This window comes from Planomicrobium sp. MB-3u-38, from assembly GCF_002836425.1.
GTDB classification, from domain to species: Bacteria; Bacillota; Bacilli; order Bacillales_A; family Planococcaceae; genus Planococcus; species Planococcus okeanokoites.
Genome location: NZ_PJBO01000001.1, coordinates 338,186 through 357,364, shown reverse-complemented (window position 1 = coordinate 357,364; position 19,179 = coordinate 338,186). Strand labels below are relative to the sequence as shown.

Here is a 19,179-nt window from a genome sequence, read left to right as displayed (position 1 = left end):
TGTATAGTCCTATTATAAAGTGAGAAATGACCTGCAAAAATGAATTCAGCATCTAGGAGAAAGCGGGATTTAACATGCGTAAAAATTATAGTGTTTATATGTTTGCAGCTTTCCTGGGAACCGGTTCGCTTATCGGGCTTGCTTTCGCTGCCATTGTTCGTTTCCTTATCACAGTGCCGGAAGAAGAAGTGTTATCCCTGTATTTATTGGCACTTGGAGCCGGTCTGATTAGTGCCGCGGCTATTTTTCTAATAAATTATGCTTTTATTCGCTCGATTATCGGGCATTTCAGGACCATCCTCGCCCGCATTCAGGAAGAAGATTACAGTGCCCGCGTGAATTTTTCAGGTCGCGATATGATCGGCCTGCTGGCAGATGATGTGAACTGCGCCCTTGAACATTTGGAAGAAAAAAATGACGAAGTGCTTCATGATGAGTTGACCGGCTTGCCGAACCGGCAATTTCTAAAGCAATATTACCGGAAGAACTTCGGGCGGCTGACCCGCCACCGGACTGCTTTCCTGTTTTTTGATCTGGACAAATTCAAGGAAATTAATGACCAGCACGGTCACCTCTACGGAGACAAAGTGCTGATGGTGGTGGCTGAAAGAGTAAGAGCCGCGCTCGCAGAAGATGAATTCCTGGTGCGCCTGAGCGGTGATGAATTTCTGCTGGTCGCCAATCTGTCAGAGAAATTCACGGGCAAAGACCTTGCCGAACAATTGATGGCCCTCTTCTTTGAACCATTTGAGATCAGCGGCAGCTTGCAGCAAGTGCAGACCAGCATCGGTGTCAGCACGGCACCAGCTGACGGCGAAGACCTGGCCGAACTGATCCGCAAAGCCGATTTCGCCATGTACGAAGCCAAGAAACAGGAAGGCCTTTCTTATTATCTGTTTCAGCAACAGGGTGAGGTTCAGGCTTCTGAGGTGTTTGGGGGTTGTTGATGTTCTATAATTTCGTTAAAAAAGGGGCACCTGGAGAAAATCTCCCGGTGCCCCTTTAATATATATTTGCGCTTTTTTATCTGCCCATCCAGCCGCCGTCGACTACAAGCACATGTCCATTTACATAATCCGCTGCTTTTGAAGCCAGGAACACGGCAGTTCCCGCAAGATCATCTGCTTCTCCCCAGCGGTCCGCTGGAATGCGGTCCAGGATGGCTTGATTCCTGTGTTCGTCCTGCCGAATCGCTTCTGTGTTATTTGTTTCAATATATCCCGGGGCAATAGCGTTCACCTGCACCCCTTTGCCAGCCCATTCGTTTGCCAGAGCTTTCGTTAATCCCGCTACCGCGTGCTTGCTCGCCGTATAGGCGGGAACGAACATACCACCTTGGAATGAAAGAAGTGAAGCGATGTTGATGATTTTACCGCTCCCTCTTTGCACCATCGTTTTTCCTATTTCCTGTGACAAGATGAAGACGGAATTGATGTTGACATCCATGACACGCAGCCATTCACTTTCACTGAATTCCGTGGCTGGTTCCCTGTGAATGACGCCCGCATTATTGACCAGAATATCGATATCGTACTTTTCCAGTACAGGAGCAAGCTTTTCCCGGATCAATGAAACCTCACTCAAGTCCAGCAAAATGGTTTCATGCGTTCCGCCAAGCTGATCGATTTTCGCTTTGGTTTCATCGAGGTTGTCGCGGTGGCCGAGCAGCAAGAGATGCGCACCGGCTGCTGCCAATCCAACTGAGATCGCTTGCCCGATACCCGTTCTGGCACCCGTCACCAATGCTGTTTTTCCTTTTAATGAAAACGATTCAAGTGAAAATGACATCTTTTCGCCTCCTGAGTAATTTTGTTTCCTCTCATTTACCGCATTTCTTCTTTATCGGAAGGATAGAAGATACCATTCTGCTTTCTGGCTGCTTCTGTAATTTCAAGTATCTCACGGCTAATCTGCGTCAATTTCCCATATTCTGCCCAATCCGCATTCCCGATAATGCGAAGGAATTCAGCAATTTCGTATTTCATATTCTTGGCTGATTGAATCTCTCCAATGGCATGCCGCTCGCCGGATTGATTATCGATGAGATTAATTTCAGCAAGTGATCCGGTATCATCGATCTGTATCGTTCCCTGTTCCCCTTGAATCTCTGAACCATTATAAGAAGTCGATATCTTGGAACAAAGAATGGTGCAGACGAATTGCGGGTATTCAAGGACGAGTGACCCGCTCCCGTCAACTCCTGTCGACAGCATCGCAGCAGAATAGGAGCTCTTATCTGGTTTTCCGAATAATGCTGCAGCAATCGACAACGGATAAACACCCAGATCCACCAGCGCGCCGCCGGAATACTGCAGCGAAAAAATATTCGGCACTTCTCCACGCAGAACGTCTTCGTACCGTGATGAATACTTATTGCGATGCAGCAGAACATTTCGTACTTTACCGATTGAATTCAGTTGTTCCTTCAATTCTTTAAAGTTCGGCGTATGGATTCCGCGCAGCGCTTCAAAAAGGAAAACACCGTTTTCTTCCGCTTTTTGATGCGCCGCTTCAAATTCAGCTGTATTTGAAAATATCGGCTTTTCGCAAATCACATGCTTTTTATTCTCAAGAAACAGAATCGTCTGCGCAAAATGCAGCGAGTTGGGAGATGCAATATAAACACAGTCGATTTCTTCGCTCTCAGCCATCGTTTCCAAATTCGTGAAAATCAAAGGAGCGCTGTGCTGCTCCGCAAAAGCTTCGGCTTTTTGCTGCGAACGGGAATACACAGCCGCCAGTTCGATTCCGGCTGTTTCTTCCACCGCTTCGATGAACAGGGACGTAATCCAGTTGGTGCCGATCGTGGCTAATCTCATCGCGCCTGCTCCATGTACTTCCGGCTGAGTTGGACTGCCGCTTCAAAGCCTTCCGCTGCGTAAGCCTTGTTCAGATCACTGCCAATCCCTACTGCAACCGCCCCGCCATCCAGCCAGGCTTTCATGTTGCTGAGATTAATGCCGCCAGTAGGCATGACGCGGGCATTCGGGAGCGGGCCGTTGATGGATTTGATGAAGGACGGATCAAAATTATTTGCAGGGAACAGCTTGATGATATCACTGCCGCCTTCGAGCGATTTGACCATTTCCCGGATGGTCGTACAACCCGGCAAATAAGGAATGCTGTAGCGATTGCACATAGGTGAGAGTTCTTCCATATAGCTTGGGCTGACGATGAACTTTGCTCCTGCTAAAATGGCATGGCGCGCAGTTTCTGTATCAAGCACAGATCCTGCGCCGAGCAACACATTTTCTCCGGCAAGCGCTTCAAATACTTTCCCGACTTGCGGTGTCGTATAAGTCAGTTCGATGGCACGGATGCCGCCCTGGATTGCAGCCTTTGATAATTCAATGGCTTCTTCTGCGCTGTTGCCGCGGATGACTGCCACCACTTTTGTTTCTGCCAGCTGTGAAAGAATGGAATATTTCTGCATATCGATGTCCTCCTGTCTATTTTGTTTTACCGTTCAATCGTTTTTTCCTCGCCCAAAAATGCTCTTACTTCTTCCAGATACGGCAGACCTTCATTGTCTCCCGATACAGTCGTGACGAGAGCTCCCACCGCATTGGCGAACCGGAGTGCTTCTTCCGGGGCATATCCGTTCAATACCGAATAAACGTATCCTGCGTCAAAACCGTCTCCAGCACCAACCGTGTCGATCGGTTTTACAGAAAAGGCCTCTTTTTCATGCCAGGTTCCGTCAGTCAGCACTTTGGCTCCGTTGCTGCCGTCTTTGATCACAAGCTGCTCGATATCATACTTGGCCGCACAGTTTTCCAGGGCTTCAGTTGAAGCATCGCCAATGATCATCTCGATTTCGTCGAGACCTGTCAGAAGAATATCGACGAATGGGAAAATTTCCTGATAAGCGGCCTGCGCCTGTTCCAGTGACCATAGTTTCAGGCGGATATTCGGGTCAAATGAAACCGTAATCTCTTTCTGCTGTGCAATTTCCAGGACGCGCTTTGCGATTGCCAGATTTTTCGGGTCAATGGCCAGAAAGACGCCTGTCAGATGGACCAAATCGATATCCCCAAACATCTCTTCAGTGATGTCTGCCGGTTCAAGTGTCAGGATCGGCGACTGATAACGGTAGTAAAACGTTTTCCCCGATCCGTCTTCCCGCACTTCTTTGAAGTTCAGGGATGAGGGATATCCTTTAACAAACTCAACATTCGTCATGTCCACGCCTTCGCCTCGCGCGAAATTGTAAATGACTCGGGCAAATTCATCGCCCCCCAGTCTGCTGGCCCACTTCGTATGAAGCCCCAGCCTCGCGCAGCCGATTGCAAAATTCAGTTCTGCTCCTCCAACTTTGCGGGTGAAGCTTGGCACATACCGCAGCGGGCCTGTTTCTGCCGGATCGAACGTAATCATCGCATCACCCATTGTAAAAACACCAAATGTTTTTGACAAAACCATTACCCCTCTCTATTCCGCACGGAATTTTTTTATATTATCGTTTAACATCTTTTGCTGATTTATCCGGCTGAATGAATTGCTCCACTGCAAGAGAAGTCGGCAGCCCTTCATAGTCTCCGTGGACAGTCACCGCCAGCGCTCCGATTGCATTGGCACGTTTTACTGCATGCTGCAGCGGTTCCTGCTTTAACAGTCCACTGATAATCCCCGCAGCAAAGCCGTCTCCCGCACCTACGGGGTCAACGATTTGCGTTACCGGAAATCCGGCTACATAAGCAGTTTCATTTTTTGTGTGCAGATAGGCACCGTCACTGCCGGTTTTGATGATAATGATTTTATCACCGCCTGCCCTCAGGGTTTCTGCAATGTCTTCTATTTCGGTTTTACCGGTCATGAATTGCCCTTCGTCCAAACCCGGCAGAATGACATCCGCATGTGCGGCAATTTCATTGAGCACTTTTTTTGCTGTTTCCGGTGCCCACAATTTAAGGCGCAAATTGGGGTCAAAGACGATTTTCAAGCCGTTCTCTTTGGCAATCTCAATTGCTCTCATCGCTGTCCGATAAGACGTTTCACTTAAGGCAGGTGTAATTCCCGAAATATGAAGAACTTTAGCACCGGCTATATACGATTCATCCAAATCTTCAGGCGCCATCAGACTGGCCGCTGATCCTTTCCGGTAATAATAGACATTCATGTCTTCCGGGGATAGCTGCTCCTTAAAAAGGATACCCGTCTGAGCCTCATCCGTGAACTTGCAGGTTGAAGTATCAACCCCTTCGCCGCGTATCGTTTTATGGACATATTGCCCGAATGAATCGTTTCCAAGCTTGCTGAACCACCCGACTTTATGTCCGAGCCTCGATAATCCAATGGCAACATTCGATTCAGCGCCTCCCATCCGTTTCGGGAACTGCTGGACATATTCCAGAGACTGCATCCGCTCCGGCTGAAAAACGACCATCGATTCACCCAGTGTAAATACATCAATTTCGTTCATCTGTTTCACCTTCCCTTCAGGCAAATTATATTCGTGAATCTGATTGCAGATATCCATCTATCCTCTATTTTATGCCTGCCAATCCGTATGGAACGTGCCGGCTTTGTCGGTCCGCTGATAGGTGTGCGCCCCGAAATAATCCCTTTGCGCCTGCAGCAGGTTTGCCGGCAGTTCTGCCGCGCGGTAGCTGTCGAAGTAAGCCAGTGCGCTCGACAGCACCGGTACAGGAATGCCGGCGAGAATTGCTGTGGATAAAACCTGTCGCAGCGCCGGCTGATAGTTTTCGATGATTCCCTTGAAGTAAGGATCCAATAACAAGCTGGAAAGTTGTGGATCCCGGTCATAGGCTTCTTTAATCTTCGTCAGGAATTGCGCTCTGATGATACAGCCTGCACGGAACATCATCGCGATATCACCGTACGGAAGATTCCAGCCATATTCTTTGGAAGCTGCCATCATCTGCGCAAATCCTTGTGCATATGCGCAGATTTTGCCCATGTACAACGCTTTACGCACTGCTTCGATGAACTCTTCCCGGTTACCGGCCACATTCCTTCCAGCCGGTCCGTCGATCAAATCGGCAGCTCGCATACGCTCTTCTTTTAAAGAAGACATGATGCGTGCAAAAACGGATTCTGTAATGATCGATAACGGAACTCCGAGATCCAGCGCGTTTTGGCTTGCCCATTTTCCTGTGCCTTTCTGCGCGGCCGTGTCCTTGATCATTTCAATCAACGGCCGTCCCGTTTCAGGATCGGTTTTCGAGAAAATATCGGCTGTAATCTCAATTAAATAACTGTCCAATTCGCCTTTATTCCATTCTGCAAACACTTCATGAATTTCCTGAGCAGTCAGACCAAGCCTTTTTTTCAGCAGGAAATATGCTTCAGATATCAGCTGCATATCACTGTATTCGATGCCGTTATGAACCATTTTCACGTAATGCCCGGCTCCCGCAGGACCGAGAAGCGTGAAACTCGCGGTTCCTTCGATTTTCGCCGAAATTGCCGTTAATAATGGCTTCACATGTTCATAAGCTTCGTTCGGGCCTGCAGGCAGGATTGCCGGACCTTCCAATGCCCCTTTTTCTCCTCCCGAAAAACTGATATCCATAAAATGCAGCCCTCTGTCCGCCGCTTCCCTTGATCGTCTCATCGAATCCTTAAAATGCGAATTTCCGCCATCGATGATGATGTCGCCTTGCTCGAGATACGGCACCAGTGAGGCAATCGTTTCATCTGTAGCCGCTCCCGCTTTGACAATCAGCAGAATCTTGCGCGGACGCTCCAGCGATTCCACAAATTCACCCAAGCTGCCATATCCAAAAAAGCGTTTCTGTGCACCTTTTTCATCTATGAATTCTTTCGTTTTTTCAAAAGAGCGATTGAAAAGGGAAACAGAAAAACCTCGGCTTTCCAGATTCAACGACAAATTCTTCCCCATAACTCCCAATCCGATAACACCAATACTTTGTTTATTCATTCTTCCAGCTCCTTATTTAGAAGAAACTTTTATGCACGCAATGATAAAAAATAGGGAGAGGCGTTTTTCCTCTCCCTGCTGCTATTGTCTATCAGCTTCCAGCCAATAGATCTTTCCGGATCGGCGTAAAGACATCCAACAGGACACATTCTTTCAGGACTTTTACCTGGTGTTTGCTGTTTGAAGGGATATATTGTGTGTCTCCCGGATTTAAAATCCGTTTGTCCCCCTCGACATCAAACTCCAATTGACCCTCTACAATGTAAGTGACCTGCTCTTCAGGGTGCTGATCCACATCTCCTGCAAATCCTTCTGCCAGGCGTACTTTAACGACCATGACAGAACCTTCGCTCGATAAAATTTCTCTAGTGACCATCGAATCTTCCTTTCTTTAAATCCCCTGTCACCTATAGAAATAAGTCCGGATTTATTAATTTAGGCAAGTAAAACGCAATTTCCGGGAAGAAAGCTACGAAGAGAAGAACTACCAGAATAATTGCAATGTATGGCAGAACTGCCAGCATAGACCTTTCAATACTCAAATCCCCGATCTTCGCCGCAAGCAGCAGACACAGACCGTATGGCGGAGTGATTAACCCGATCGCCAAAGTGATGACCACGATGAGCCCTAAGTGTACCGGGTCCATTTCAAACAGTGTGGCTGTCGGCAAGATGATCGGCACAAACAGGATCATTGCCGGAATCGCGTCCATGAACGTTCCGATGAACAAGAAGAACGCGATGACGATCAAAATGAACACCCATTTCGCCCCTACGTTGTCCACGAAGAATTGCTGGGCGATGACCGAAAGCTGGTAATAACTCATCAATTCACCCAGTGCACTTGCTGCTGCCAGCGCAAACAGTGAAAGGGAACTTAGAGCCAGCGTATCTTTTAAAATCCCTGGCAAATCAGCTAATTTCAACGTTTTATAATAGAACATACTGATGACAAACGTATAAAGGGATGCGACTGCAGCGGCTTCTGTCGCTGTAAAGAATCCGGTGATGATCCCGCCGATAATGATGACTGGCGTGAGCAATGCCGGGAATGACTGAAGAAACAGTTTTGAGAATGATTTTAATGACGATCTTTCCGACCGCGGATACCCTTTTTTCAGCGCCATGAAATAAACGAAAATCATCATGCTGACACCGATCAGGATTCCCGGCACAATTCCACCCAAGAACAAAGCACCGATTGAGGCGTTCGTCAATCCGGCGAAAATGATCATCGGAATACTTGGCGGAATGACAACACCGACCGTAGAGGATGCAGCTGTAACCGCTACCGCTGTTTCGGTATCGTACCCCTGCTTTTTCATATTCGGAATGAGGATTTTACCGACACCAGCTGTATCCGCCTGTGCGGCACCTGATACTCCTGCGAACATCATCGAGACCAAAATATTCGAATGCGCCAATCCGCCTCTTATATGGCCGACAACGGAAAGGGCTAAATCAATCAGTTTTTGTGATATTTTCCCGTGATTCATCAAGTTTGCCGCCAATATGAACAGCGGAACGGCAAGAAGTACGAACGAATCGATTCCGTTCAGCATCTTGATCGGAACCGTAACTTCCGGCAATGTCTCAATGCTCAGAACGCCGATGAACGAAACAATCCCGATAACGAATGCGATCGGTACCCCTATTAACATGAGGACCAGGAATAAAACGACAAGTAAGATGCCTATCATGAACTGGCCCCCCTTTTCACCTGTTTGAAGTCTTTAAAGCCATTAAAGATATGGCCCAGCGTGTAAATCGCCATTGTTAAACCTGTGATTGGCAGCGCAACCCATACGTAGCCCATCTTCATCTCTGGCAAAGCCACCCAATTGTAGTCCCAGAATGTGCTTGCTGCCTGTATTCCGTAATACAGCAAACCGATTGCAAAAAGCAGGACAATGGTGTCGAGCAGTAGAATAAGGCCGATTTTTTTAACGCCTTTTAATTTCAAGGCCAGAAAATCGAAACTGAAATGTTCACGCTGATTCACCATTACGGCAGCTCCCATGAACACGGACCAGATAAACGAATAATTTGCCACTTCTTCTGTCCAAATGATGGAAATGCCCATATGGCGGGAAACGATTTGAATCATGATGGCGATAAAGAATATCGACAGCATAACGACGCCAAGCATCATCTGTGCTTTTTCCAAGGTTTTTATCATGATTACCGACCTTCCTCCAACAGAGTAAAAGGAAGAATAGGCAAGCCCAATCTCCCCTCTGCTGATCAATAAATTATTTTAAGTCTCTTACTTTTTGGAGCAATTCTTCTACACCCATATCTTTGGCAGCTGCATCCTGCAACGGTTCAGCGATTTTAACAAATGGTGCCGTATCGATTTCACTTACTTCTGCGCCTTCAGCGATGGCTTTCTCTTTGTATTCTTCCTCTTGTGCATATAACGCTTCTCGTTCAGCGGCTACAGAAGCATCGGCAGCTTTCAAAATGATTTCTTGCTGTTCTTCCGTTAACTTATCAAATTCATTTCCGTTAACCAGTAAAAATCTTGTTGTGTAATCATGTGCCGTTTCTGTAGTATATTTTCCGTTTTTAGTCGTGTGGTGATTTTGTGCCACGAAATATGGATATGCGTTTTCAGCTGAATCCACTACGTTTTGCTGTAATGCCTGGTACAATTCGCCCCACGCTACAGAAGTCGGGACTGCTCCTGTTTGTTTCCAGAAGTCGGAAACTACACCGGAAGTTTGTGTTCTGATTGTCATTCCATTTAAATCATCCATTGTTTCAAGCGGTTTTTTTCCATAGAAATGTCTGACTCCAGCAGACCAGTAACCGACAATTTTAAAGTCGTTATTCGATTTTTCATTTACAATCGAAGCTACTTCTTCTCCGACTTCACCATCCACTACTTGTTCCCAATGATCAAAGCTGTCGAACAAATATGGAAGGGCAAACAAATCGACTTCTTTTACGCCTGTTTGCGTCATAAAGCCTGGGGAAACCAATACCACATCAGCGGCTCCCAATTTCAGTTTTTCAACCAGTTCGGATTCTTCGGTGCCAATTGTGCCTTCGTGAACTTCCACTTCGATGTTTCCGTCTGATTCACTTTCTGCCACTTCTTTAAATTTGTCCAACCCTACACCATATGGCGTATCTGGCGTTGTCTGGTTATGCGCTGCAATCAGCTTGATCTTTTCTGCGCCGTCCCCTTCAGAACCTGAACCCGAACCTTCTTCACTGCCGCATCCTGCTAACGCAACTGATACACCCAAAAGCATTGCAAATGGTACTGACACTAGTTTTTTCATTTTCATTTTTATTTCCTCCTAATTTTTCTATTTGAATTGCTTAGTCTATTTTTTTCAGCCAATTCTCATTCAAGATTGGCGTGACGGTTTTTCATGTTCTCGTGGCTGGATGTCTGTCCGTCTTTTTGAATCGAATAAATAATGATGGCATCAAGCAGCAAATGCACTGATTGATCAAACTGGTTTCCAAGCGGCTGGATAGTAGGCGGTTCGCTTTCTCTCCTGTATTTCGTCGCTGCCGGGACAATAAGTACTCCGCTGCACATCTCTGCAAGCTTCGATTCTTTATTGGTCGTCACCAGAAAGACTTCTGCGTCTGCTTCTTTCGCTTTAGAAACGAATTGCATAACAGCGCCAGTAGAACCAGATCCCGAAATGGCAATCAGCAAATCTCCTTTTTCAATGCTCGGGGTAATGGTTTCACCAATTACATAGACAGTAAATCCGCCGTGCATCAGCCGCATGGCAAATGCTTTCCCCATAAGTCCCGAACGCCCCTCACCGTAAACAAATATTCGGTTAGCTGCATTTATTCGTTCTGAAAGATGAAGCGCTTCCTTTTCATCGATATTCGACAGAACAGTGGAAACTTCATCCGCCACCGTCTCAATGATTGATTTCATGCTGGTTCATCACCCCTTTCAATTCCTTTGCCGCCTGTTCCGGATCTGGTGCAGCTGTTACGGCACTGCCAATGATTACGGTATGGAGCGGTTTGTCCAATAAATCCGCTAGACTCTTCTTATTGATGCCACCGGCGATAGCAATCTCCATACCTTCCAGATGTTCTGTCAGAGAAAACAGATCATCTTTCATTTCTCCTTCAAGCTGCATATCTTTACCGTAATGAAGGCTGACGAGATCGACACCTAAATTCTGCAGCTCGCTCAGCCGTTCAGGCTCTTTTACCCCCAGCAAATCGATCATGATCCGTTTGCCATACTGTTCTGCAACTTTCAGCGTCTCGGTAATTGTTTTGTCCGCTGAAAAAGCCATAACTGTGGTAATATCCGCCCCAGCTTCAAAAGCTTGAATCGCTTCATGTTTGCCGGCATCACAAGTTTTCATGTCAGCGACCAGTATTTTTTCCGGATACGCTGCTTTGATATCCCGGACAATCGCCATGCCGTATTCTTTGATGACACCTGTGCCGACCTCAATACAATCAACCGATGACTCAGTTTCTCTTAATAATTGAAAACATTGTTCCCGTGTTAAACGGTCCAGCGCTAATTGAAAGTTCATCTGATCTGTCCTTTCATGAAATAATCATTTCCATGGCTATTCTAAGATTGGATTCGCTTACTCGATTCTCTTATGTTCAAAACTGGTTCAAACCGGTAAATTTCTTCTTCAGGTACGGATTCTTTATCCGTGATTATCTTCAGCAGCAGTTCTGCCGCTTTTTTACCGATTTCAATGGTCGGCTGTTCTACAATGGTGAGGGGTGGTTCGTAGAACTCTGAAAACGATACTTCATCTATGCCGATGACTGCCAGCTCCGATGGAATTTGAATTTCTTTGCGCTTAATATGTTTCAGCACTTCGATCAGCACCAAATCATTTCCTGCCAGAATTGCCTGGGGAGGCGGCTGAAGAAGAAGCATTTCCTGGAGGCCCTGGGCTACCTGAGTAACTTCTAAATTCTTGATATAATCCTCATTAACGGATACATCATTGTTTACGAGGGCATTTTTATAACCATTGATCCGCTCGACCCGCGGTGTAACATTTTTCACTACATTTGTTATTATTCCAATTCTTTCATAACCATTCTGAAGCAGATGTTCGACTGCAAGTCCGGCTGCTCTCTCATTGTCGAGCATGACTGAAGGGATTTTCATATTCGGAACGGTGCGGTCTACAAACACGACAGGATATTTGCTTTTAACCATCTCTTCATAAAGGGCTATGTTATTGCCGGTCGGAAGGATGATTATGCCATCCACTTGTTTGGCCCGCAGCATTTCGATATACTTCTTCTCTTTTTCCGGATCATCGTCCGCATTGCACACCATCACATGAAAACCCGCCTCATTGCATTCATCTTCAATGGTCCGGATAACCTGCGTGGAAAAAGTATGGAGGATGTTCGCGACAATAACGCCGATGGTCGTAGTGGATTTTTGCTTCAGGCTCCGCGCTAAAATATTCGGGCGGTAATCCAGTTCAATTATTGTCTGCTCTATTCTTTTCTTCGTTTCTTCACTCATGTAATCGAATCTATTGTTTACGTATTGGGAAACAGTACTCTTTGAGACATTTGCATGTCGGGCGACATCTGCCATCGTAACCGCTTTCATAACATCTACTCCAAACTTGAAAATATCTATAATTCGACTAAATCGGTTTACTAAACCGGTTTAGTAAGTTGTTTTACCAAGTATATTAAAAATGAAAGCGCTTTACAACCCTTTTTTCAAAAAAATCTGTTTTTTCTTATCTGCTGTCGAAAAGTAATCCTCATAAATCAAGGTTTCTTCCTTATAACAAAAAAACCGAACCCCAAGAAAAAATCTCTCGGAGGTTCGGTCATCTTTTATTCCATTATTCAGCTGGCGTAAGGTCTTCAATTGAATCGATGTCCATGTATGAAGGGACAACGAATCCGATTTTAGCGCCTTCAAGGTTTTCACCAAGGTTCACCATTTGATCGCCATACTCTTCAAGCTGTGTAGCGTGAGTTCCTGGCAACCATGCTGCCACCATTCCATCAGCCTGGCCTTCAGCCACTGCTGACCACATTACAGCGTTGTCAAGTGGAGTCAATGTTACGTCAAAGCCTTGAGCTTCAAGCACTTGGCCCACTACATTTGTAGAAGCGACTTCAGTGTCCCATTCCACATATGCAAGTTCGATTTCTGTGCCATCAACAGTTTCCGTGCCTTCAGTCCATTCCGCCACTTTATCGCTGTTTTCTTCAATCCATGCAGCAGCTGCATCTTCTACAGCCGTGCCGTTGGAAACTTCCAGCATGATGCTTTCGATGTCAGCTGATTCCCATTGGAACTGGTCTAGAATTGTGTAAGCTTCAGGATTTTCCTCTTCCAATCCCTGGCGTACCATTGTGTTGATCGTTTCAGCGTCGCCGAAGACACCATTTGGATCTTCAAGGTATTTCAAATCATATTTCTGGAACTTCCAGTGAGGGCTCCAGCCCGTTACGATGATCGGTTCTTCGTTGTCGATCGCTTCGCCAAGTGCAGTCGCCATCGCGCCGCTTGAAGAAGTTACAACTTCCCATCCTTCAAGGCTGTCGTATTCTTCAGTAGCTGCTTCAGACGCTGCTACAACACCAGCACCAGGTTCGATGCCTGTGATTTTATAGTCCATTTCTTCGCCGTAATTCACTTCGCCTGAATCGCTGGCAGTTCCTTCGTCCGTAGTTGCTTCGTCATCTCCGCAAGCTGCAAGCAGCATCATTGGTGTTACTGCAAATGCTAAACCTAAATGTTTCCATTGTACTTTTTTCATAAATAGATCAATCTCCTTTTTCTTTAAAATTGTATGGTATTTTCTTGTATAGAAGCTGAAACAATAAACTACAGTAACCGAGATTCCGCAAAACTGCTTCGCTTTCCTAGGGGCTTGCGCTAAGCTAACTCGGGCTCGCTACCCTCGCCCGAGTGGATCTCAGCACTTCGCTCGAACCTGAGTTGACAAGCCAACTCAGGTTCTACTCCCTTGGGAGTCTTCGCTGTTTTGCTCCATATCTCTAGAGATTTATCTAGCGCCGGCGCGTCATATCGATACTGATTCTTTAGTTCAACTTTTATAAGAAAAGATTCCAGCTGGTTCAGATGTTCGTTCCTTTTTTCAATGAGAAGCTTTGCGTGAAACGGTCGATGATGATTGCCAGGATGACAATCCCAAGACCGGCGACAAAGCCGGTTCCGACGTCTGCGCGCTGCAGAGCCGAGAGAACTTCACGGCCCAGTCCAGGGGCGCCGATCATCGATGCGATGACCACCATGGACAAGGCCAGCATGACTGTCTGGTTGATGCCGGCCATGATCGTGGTCTTGGCCATCGGCAATTCAACTTTGAATAATTTTTGTGCACCGGTGCTGCCGAATGCGTCGGCTGCTTCCACTAATTCTTCCGATACCTGACGGATACCGAGGTTTGTAAACCGGACCGTCGGCGGTGTCGCGAAAATCAGGGAGGCGAAAATTCCGGGCACCATCCCGATGCTGAAAAATGCGACCGCAGGAATCAAGTAAACGAATGCGGGCATCGTCTGCATGAAATCGAGAACCGGTGTAATGATGTTCTCGGCAACTTTGCTCTTCGACATCAGGATGCCGATCGGCACACCGATGATGACCGAGAGCAAACTGGCGACGAGCACCAGGGAGAAGGACAGCATAAGCTCTTCCCAAAGCCCCTGGTTCCAGACGAGCAGCAAACCGACGACCGAGAACGCGGCAAGGCCAAATCGTTTGCCGCTGAGGAAGAATGCAATGACCGCAACGATCAAGATGACGATGACCGGCGGCACTGCCGCCAGCATGTCGGCGAAACTTTCCAGTCCGTCCCCGAATTCATTTTTGATCGGATCGAACAGGAACGCGAAGCTGTCGGAAATCCATCCTGTAAAATCGGATACCCATGAACCTAAAGGCAATTTTTCGATGTTCTCCATGAAGTTAAGCATGTGTCAAATTCACCTCACCCTGTCCTGCCAGTGCTGAAATGACCGCGCCGCGCACGATGATCCCAAGCAATTTGCCGTCTTCCACGACCGGAATCGGTACCGGCGAGTTGTGGCTGATTTCGAAGATGGCGTTCATCAGCGTATCTTTCGTGACGGTCGGCGCATCTGTTTTCAGAATCGCCATCAGGCTCGTCACATCACTGCGGAGTGCAGTGGATGCGTCATCCGCCGTTACATAGCCTTTCAGATTCCGTTTGCCGTCTGTTACGTAAATGCTGGAGATGCCTTCTTTTTGCATCCGTTCCAGCGCAACCCGCGGACCATGTTTTTCGATGTTGACTGTTTCCGGACGTTTCATGATGTTGTAAGCCGTCAGGACTTTTGAACGGTCCACGTCTTCAACAAATTTCTCTACATAATCGTTTGCCGGGTTCATCAGGATTTCTTCCGGTGAACCGACCTGTACGATCGAGCCATCTTTCATCAAAGCGATTTTGTCGCCGATGCGGAGTGCTTCATCCAAGTCGTGCGTGATGAAAATGATGGTTTTCTTCATCTTTTCCTGAAGGTCCAGCAGTTCATCCTGCATTTCTTTGCGGATCAGCGGATCCAGTGCCGAAAACGCTTCGTCCATCAGCAGGACTTCCGGGTCGTTGGCAAGCGCTCTCGCCAAACCGACGCGCTGCTGCATTCCGCCGGAAAGCTGTGCTGGATACTGGTCGATATAATTGCCCAATCCGACCATTTCAAGCGACGTGCGGGCTTTTTGGCTCCGCTCTTCTTTCGCCATCCCTTGTATTTCTAAGCCATATTCTGCATTTTCCAGGATCGAGCGGAACGGGAAAAGTGCGAATTTCTGGAATACCATGCTCATTTTCGTACGTCTCACACGCAGAAGGTCTTTTTTGTTCATCGTCGCGAGGTCTTCCCCGTCTACGATTACATGGCCTTCCGTCGGATCGATCAATCGGTTGAGCAGCCGAACCAATGTCGATTTGCCGCTTCCGGACAATCCCATGATGACGAAAATCTCGCCAGCTTCCACTTCAAAGGAAGCGCGGTTTACGCCGACGGTGCTGCCTGTCTGTTTCAGTATTTCTTCTTTCGTCTTGCCTGCTTCCAATAACTTTAAAGCCTGTTTTGCATTTTTGCCGAATACTTTCGACAAGCCGTCCACTTTTATGACTGGCATGTTTCATACACCTCTTTTACCATTTTTTTGCTTCTCATGGCTGTAAGAGTTTTTAAAATCTCTTGTGCCTCAATCTATTTGCAGGCTGTTTATGCTACGCAGAAAATCCGCCTTTTTCTGTCGTCAATCAAACAAAAACCTATGTAAACAAACTCTTTTCGTGCCAAATAACCTAAGCCGCATGTTCACAACTATACGCTTAATTACCTATGATTTCAAATCGGTTCTCTAAAATTACGGCTTACGAAAGGCTTTTTTACCTGCAAAAACCACCTTTAAAAAACGCAATTTTTTATTATAATTAAAGGCCTCGTTCGCTCTATGGCGGGAGCTCAAAAAGTTGATAGAAAAATCTGATTCTTTAGGACTATACTTTGTTTAAATTTTTTAAAATATTTTTTGAGGAGCGTAATTCAGAGGTGATTTCGCCCGCATTTCTTGACTTCAAACAGCGGATTTTCCCCGAATAAAAAACGCTGGTCCGACGGAAATTTCCATCGGAACAGCGTTGATATTGGCTATAAAATTGGCTATCGCTCTTATATTTCTTTCTTATATAAATGCGGTACACGACTGGTAAAGATAGGCACTTCTTTGCGTACTTTCTCTACTTTATCCAGATCCAGAGAAATCGATAAGGTTTCTTCATCTTCTTCACTGGCCTCAAGGAGTACGTCTCCCCATGGATCAATGGCCATCGATGCACCCGCGAACTCCACTCCGTCATATTCACCGACACGGTTGGCGGAAACCACATACATCTGGTTTTCGATTGCCCGTGCCGTCTGCAGCACCTTCCAGTGGCGGGTTCTTGCTGCCGGCCATTCAGCTACCACATGGAGAACCTGTGCCCCGTCCAGCGCGAGGCTCCGGACGATTTCCGGGAATCTCAAATCGTAGCAGATGATCAATCCCATTTTGATGCCTTCAAGTTCGAATACTTCCGGCACTTTTTCGCCGCCGGCAAGAAAGTCATGTTCATTGAGCATCGGCACCAAATGAACTTTATCGTATTCATATACCAAGTCGCCGTTCCGCGAGAAAACAAAGGATGAATTATAAAACTTGCCGTCCTTCTGATTGGCGACGGAACCGCCGATAATATTCACTTTGAACGTCAATGCCAATTCCTTCAGGAAACTCTTTGTCTTTGCGCCGTTGGTATCGGCGACTTTGTCCAGGGCTTTCAGCGTATAAGCGGTCGTCCACATTTCGGGCAGCACCACAATATCGGGCTTATTCTCTTTCATCTCTGCTTCAAGCCAATGTCTGACCTTCATGCGATTTGCGTCAGGTTTTCCAGCTATAATGTCCATCTGGTAAATAGAGTATTTCATCTGAACCTCTCCCCACAGGCTTTATTTACACTGATTTGCAGCTGGAACTTCTTGTTGGATGTCTCTAGGCCAAGACATTAACAATATTATACAAATATAAATCCACGCATTTCAGTATCGTATCTCAAGAATACCCATTAAAAGGCAGTAAAGTCCATCTTTTCAGATGACATGTTTATTACAATTGTATGTCAGCCATGAACTTTGCTAAACACATACAAAAAGCTGTCGAGCATCTCCTCGACAGCTTCTTCCTATATTTATTTCTCGCCCATTGACTTTTTCAGGCGATAATTCGTCCGGTACGTCTGCCAAACGGTATAGACAATTGACAGGACGGCTAGAATTAAGAACACGAGCGAAATCGGACGGGTGAAAAATAACGTCCAATCAGGGTCTGCCATAGCGGCTCTCCGCAAATTCACTTCGGCGATTGGCCCTAGGATGACGCCGATAATAGCGGGGGCTAGAGAAAAATCATATTTGGTAAAGATGTAGCCGATCAACCCCATAGCTAGAAGGATATACAAATCAGTAAAACGGTTATTAAGTACGAAAGTACCGACCACGCACAATACCAGAATGACTGGCACGAGTACTTGGACCGGGATTTGTGTTACTTTCATAAAATACTTCATACCCAAAAATTGTGTGATCAGCATCCAGAAAGATGCGACCAGGAAGGCGAAGAAAATCCCACCGACGATATTCGGTTCATTAACGATTAGTAAAGGTCCTGGCGTGATGCCATGTACCATCAATGCGGACAATAACACTGCCGTAACGGCAGAGCCTGGAATACCCAAGGCTACCGTTGGGATGAGGTCACCGCCGACAGTAGAGTTGTTGCCGGCTTCAGAGGCAATAATGCCTTCTTCGCAGCCGGTGCCGAATTTCTCCGGATTCTTCGACCATTTTTTCGCCTGGTCATAGGCGACGATGTTGGCGATACTGCCGCCCGCCCCTGGAATTGCACCAATGATGGAACCTATAGTGGAAGCGCCGAACAACGTACCCGGCTTTTTCAACACAACCATCAGTGTCTTTATCGGCCGCATGACAAACTTCAAATTCTTAATTTTGTCTTCCTGGCGCTTGATATCGTCTTTATTGATTTCCTTCGCTTCCAAAGATTGAAGCAGGCGGGAAATTGCGAACATACCGATCAGCACGACAAGGAACGGGATCCCCGCCCGCAGTGTTGCCAAATCAAACGAAAAGCGGGAAATACCAGTAATCGGATCCGCTCCGACTGTGGCAATCAGCAGTCCGAATAAGCCTGCAATCAGCCCTTTAATAATGGAATCACCAGTGACACTCGCAATGATGGTGAGGGACACAACGATCAAAGAAAACATTTCCCATGGACCCATCATTAATGCAAAACGCGATATTTGCGGTGCGATGCTTACCAGCAGGAAGAAGCTGATGATCGAGCTCAGGAAAGAAGCCCAGATTCCAATTGACAATGCCTTGCCCGACTCGCCTTTTTGCGACATCGGATAAGCATCGAAAGTTGTAGCGATGGACGATGGCGTCCCCGGGATACCGAGCAGTGCTGCTGTAATCAGTCCGCCGGACATACCGCCGACAAAGACTCCAATCATTGCTGACACACCCGCCACCGGATCCATCCCGAATGTGAGCGGCAACGTTAGGACGATCGCCATCGCCACAGTAAATCCAGGAATCAGCCCTGCTAGAATGCCGACAACGACCCCAATCAAAATGACGATTAAAATTCGCAGCTGAAATACTTCAGCAATTCCCAATAAAAATAAATCCGACATTTTCAGTAG

19 protein-coding genes are annotated in these 19,179 nt (G+C 46.7%); 1 reads left to right on the top strand and 18 read right to left on the bottom strand.

All coding sequences use genetic code 11. The features are described from left to right. Positions 1 to 74 precede the first annotated feature (74 nt). Entirely contained in the window at positions 75 to 947 is an 873-nt protein-coding gene (locus tag CXF70_RS02095) for a GGDEF domain-containing protein (protein WP_101801303.1), read from the top strand. A gap of 76 nt (positions 948 to 1,023) precedes the next feature. On the opposite strand, the gene kduD is transcribed toward CXF70_RS02095, so the two are convergent. The 18 genes from kduD to CXF70_RS02005 all read right to left on the bottom strand — a co-directional run bounded on the left by kduD (position 1,024) and on the right by CXF70_RS02005 (position 19,170). After that, positions 1,024 to 1,788 carry a 2-dehydro-3-deoxy-D-gluconate 5-dehydrogenase KduD gene (kduD, locus tag CXF70_RS02090; protein WP_101801302.1) on the bottom strand — a complete coding sequence of 255 codons (765 nt, stop codon included), beginning with the start codon at positions 1,786 to 1,788 and terminating at the stop codon, positions 1,024 to 1,026. Between the two features lie 35 nt (positions 1,789 to 1,823). After that, on the bottom strand, positions 1,824 to 2,819 hold the full coding sequence (locus CXF70_RS02085) for a Gfo/Idh/MocA family protein (protein WP_101801301.1): 996 nt from the start codon (positions 2,817 to 2,819) through the stop codon (positions 1,824 to 1,826). Then, the gene (locus tag CXF70_RS02080) at positions 2,816 to 3,433 is read right to left on the bottom strand and encodes a bifunctional 2-keto-4-hydroxyglutarate aldolase/2-keto-3-deoxy-6-phosphogluconate aldolase (RefSeq protein WP_101801300.1); all 618 of its coding nucleotides are present in this window, start codon (positions 3,431 to 3,433) and stop codon (positions 2,816 to 2,818) included. The genes CXF70_RS02085 and CXF70_RS02080 overlap by 4 nt, the downstream gene beginning before the upstream one ends. A 26-nt stretch (positions 3,434 to 3,459) precedes the next feature. After that, on the bottom strand, positions 3,460 to 4,416 hold the full coding sequence (locus CXF70_RS02075; RefSeq protein WP_101801343.1) for a sugar kinase: 957 nt from the start codon (positions 4,414 to 4,416) through the stop codon (positions 3,460 to 3,462). Positions 4,417 to 4,456: 40 nt separating this feature from the next. Then, a complete protein-coding gene (locus CXF70_RS02070) occupies positions 4,457 to 5,422 on the bottom strand; it encodes a sugar kinase (RefSeq protein WP_101801342.1) in 966 nt (321 codons plus the stop codon). Positions 5,423 to 5,491: 69 nt separating this feature from the next. Beyond that, entirely contained in the window at positions 5,492 to 6,904 is a 1,413-nt protein-coding gene (gene gndA, locus CXF70_RS02065; RefSeq protein WP_101801299.1) for an NADP-dependent phosphogluconate dehydrogenase, read from the bottom strand. A gap of 91 nt (positions 6,905 to 6,995) precedes the next feature. Then, the gene (locus CXF70_RS02060) at positions 6,996 to 7,280 is read right to left on the bottom strand and encodes a cupin domain-containing protein (RefSeq protein ID WP_101801298.1); all 285 of its coding nucleotides are present in this window, start codon (positions 7,278 to 7,280) and stop codon (positions 6,996 to 6,998) included. 31 nt (positions 7,281 to 7,311) lie between these two features. Then, positions 7,312 to 8,604 carry a TRAP transporter large permease gene (locus CXF70_RS02055; RefSeq protein WP_199172772.1) on the bottom strand — a complete coding sequence of 431 codons (1,293 nt, stop codon included), beginning with the start codon at positions 8,602 to 8,604 and terminating at the stop codon, positions 7,312 to 7,314. Next, complete coding sequence (locus tag CXF70_RS02050; protein ID WP_101801297.1) at positions 8,601 to 9,083, bottom strand: TRAP transporter small permease; 483 nt, start codon at positions 9,081 to 9,083, stop codon at positions 8,601 to 8,603. Before CXF70_RS02050 ends, CXF70_RS02055 begins: the two co-directional genes overlap by 4 nt. Positions 9,084 to 9,156: 73 nt before the next feature. Beyond that, positions 9,157 to 10,194 carry a TRAP transporter substrate-binding protein gene (locus CXF70_RS02045; protein ID WP_101801340.1) on the bottom strand — a complete coding sequence of 346 codons (1,038 nt, stop codon included), beginning with the start codon at positions 10,192 to 10,194 and terminating at the stop codon, positions 9,157 to 9,159. 65 nt (positions 10,195 to 10,259) lie between these two features. Beyond that, complete coding sequence (gene hxlB, locus CXF70_RS02040; RefSeq protein ID WP_101801296.1) at positions 10,260 to 10,817, bottom strand: 6-phospho-3-hexuloisomerase; 558 nt, start codon at positions 10,815 to 10,817, stop codon at positions 10,260 to 10,262. After that, entirely contained in the window at positions 10,801 to 11,439 is a 639-nt protein-coding gene (hxlA, locus tag CXF70_RS02035) for a 3-hexulose-6-phosphate synthase (protein WP_101801295.1), read from the bottom strand. The genes hxlB and hxlA overlap by 17 nt, the downstream gene beginning before the upstream one ends. Positions 11,440 to 11,480: 41 nt before the next feature. Further along, complete coding sequence (locus CXF70_RS02030) at positions 11,481 to 12,497, bottom strand: LacI family DNA-binding transcriptional regulator (RefSeq protein ID WP_101801294.1); 1,017 nt, start codon at positions 12,495 to 12,497, stop codon at positions 11,481 to 11,483. Positions 12,498 to 12,741: 244 nt separating this feature from the next. Next, complete coding sequence (locus CXF70_RS02025; RefSeq protein WP_101801293.1) at positions 12,742 to 13,668, bottom strand: glycine betaine ABC transporter substrate-binding protein; 927 nt, start codon at positions 13,666 to 13,668, stop codon at positions 12,742 to 12,744. A gap of 322 nt (positions 13,669 to 13,990) precedes the next feature. Beyond that, positions 13,991 to 14,851: an ABC transporter permease gene (locus tag CXF70_RS02020; RefSeq protein WP_101801292.1), complete on the bottom strand. Its 861-nt coding sequence runs from the start codon at positions 14,849 to 14,851 to the stop codon at positions 13,991 to 13,993. Then, on the bottom strand, positions 14,844 to 16,043 hold the full coding sequence (locus CXF70_RS02015) for a quaternary amine ABC transporter ATP-binding protein (RefSeq protein ID WP_101801291.1): 1,200 nt from the start codon (positions 16,041 to 16,043) through the stop codon (positions 14,844 to 14,846). Before CXF70_RS02015 ends, CXF70_RS02020 begins: the two co-directional genes overlap by 8 nt. 539 nt (positions 16,044 to 16,582) lie before the next feature. After that, the gene (locus CXF70_RS02010; RefSeq protein ID WP_084243778.1) at positions 16,583 to 17,380 is read right to left on the bottom strand and encodes a carbon-nitrogen family hydrolase; all 798 of its coding nucleotides are present in this window, start codon (positions 17,378 to 17,380) and stop codon (positions 16,583 to 16,585) included. Positions 17,381 to 17,640: 260 nt separating this feature from the next. Continuing rightward, positions 17,641 to 19,170 carry a tripartite tricarboxylate transporter permease gene (locus CXF70_RS02005; RefSeq protein ID WP_101801290.1) on the bottom strand — a complete coding sequence of 510 codons (1,530 nt, stop codon included), beginning with the start codon at positions 19,168 to 19,170 and terminating at the stop codon, positions 17,641 to 17,643. Positions 19,171 to 19,179 lie beyond the last annotated feature (9 nt).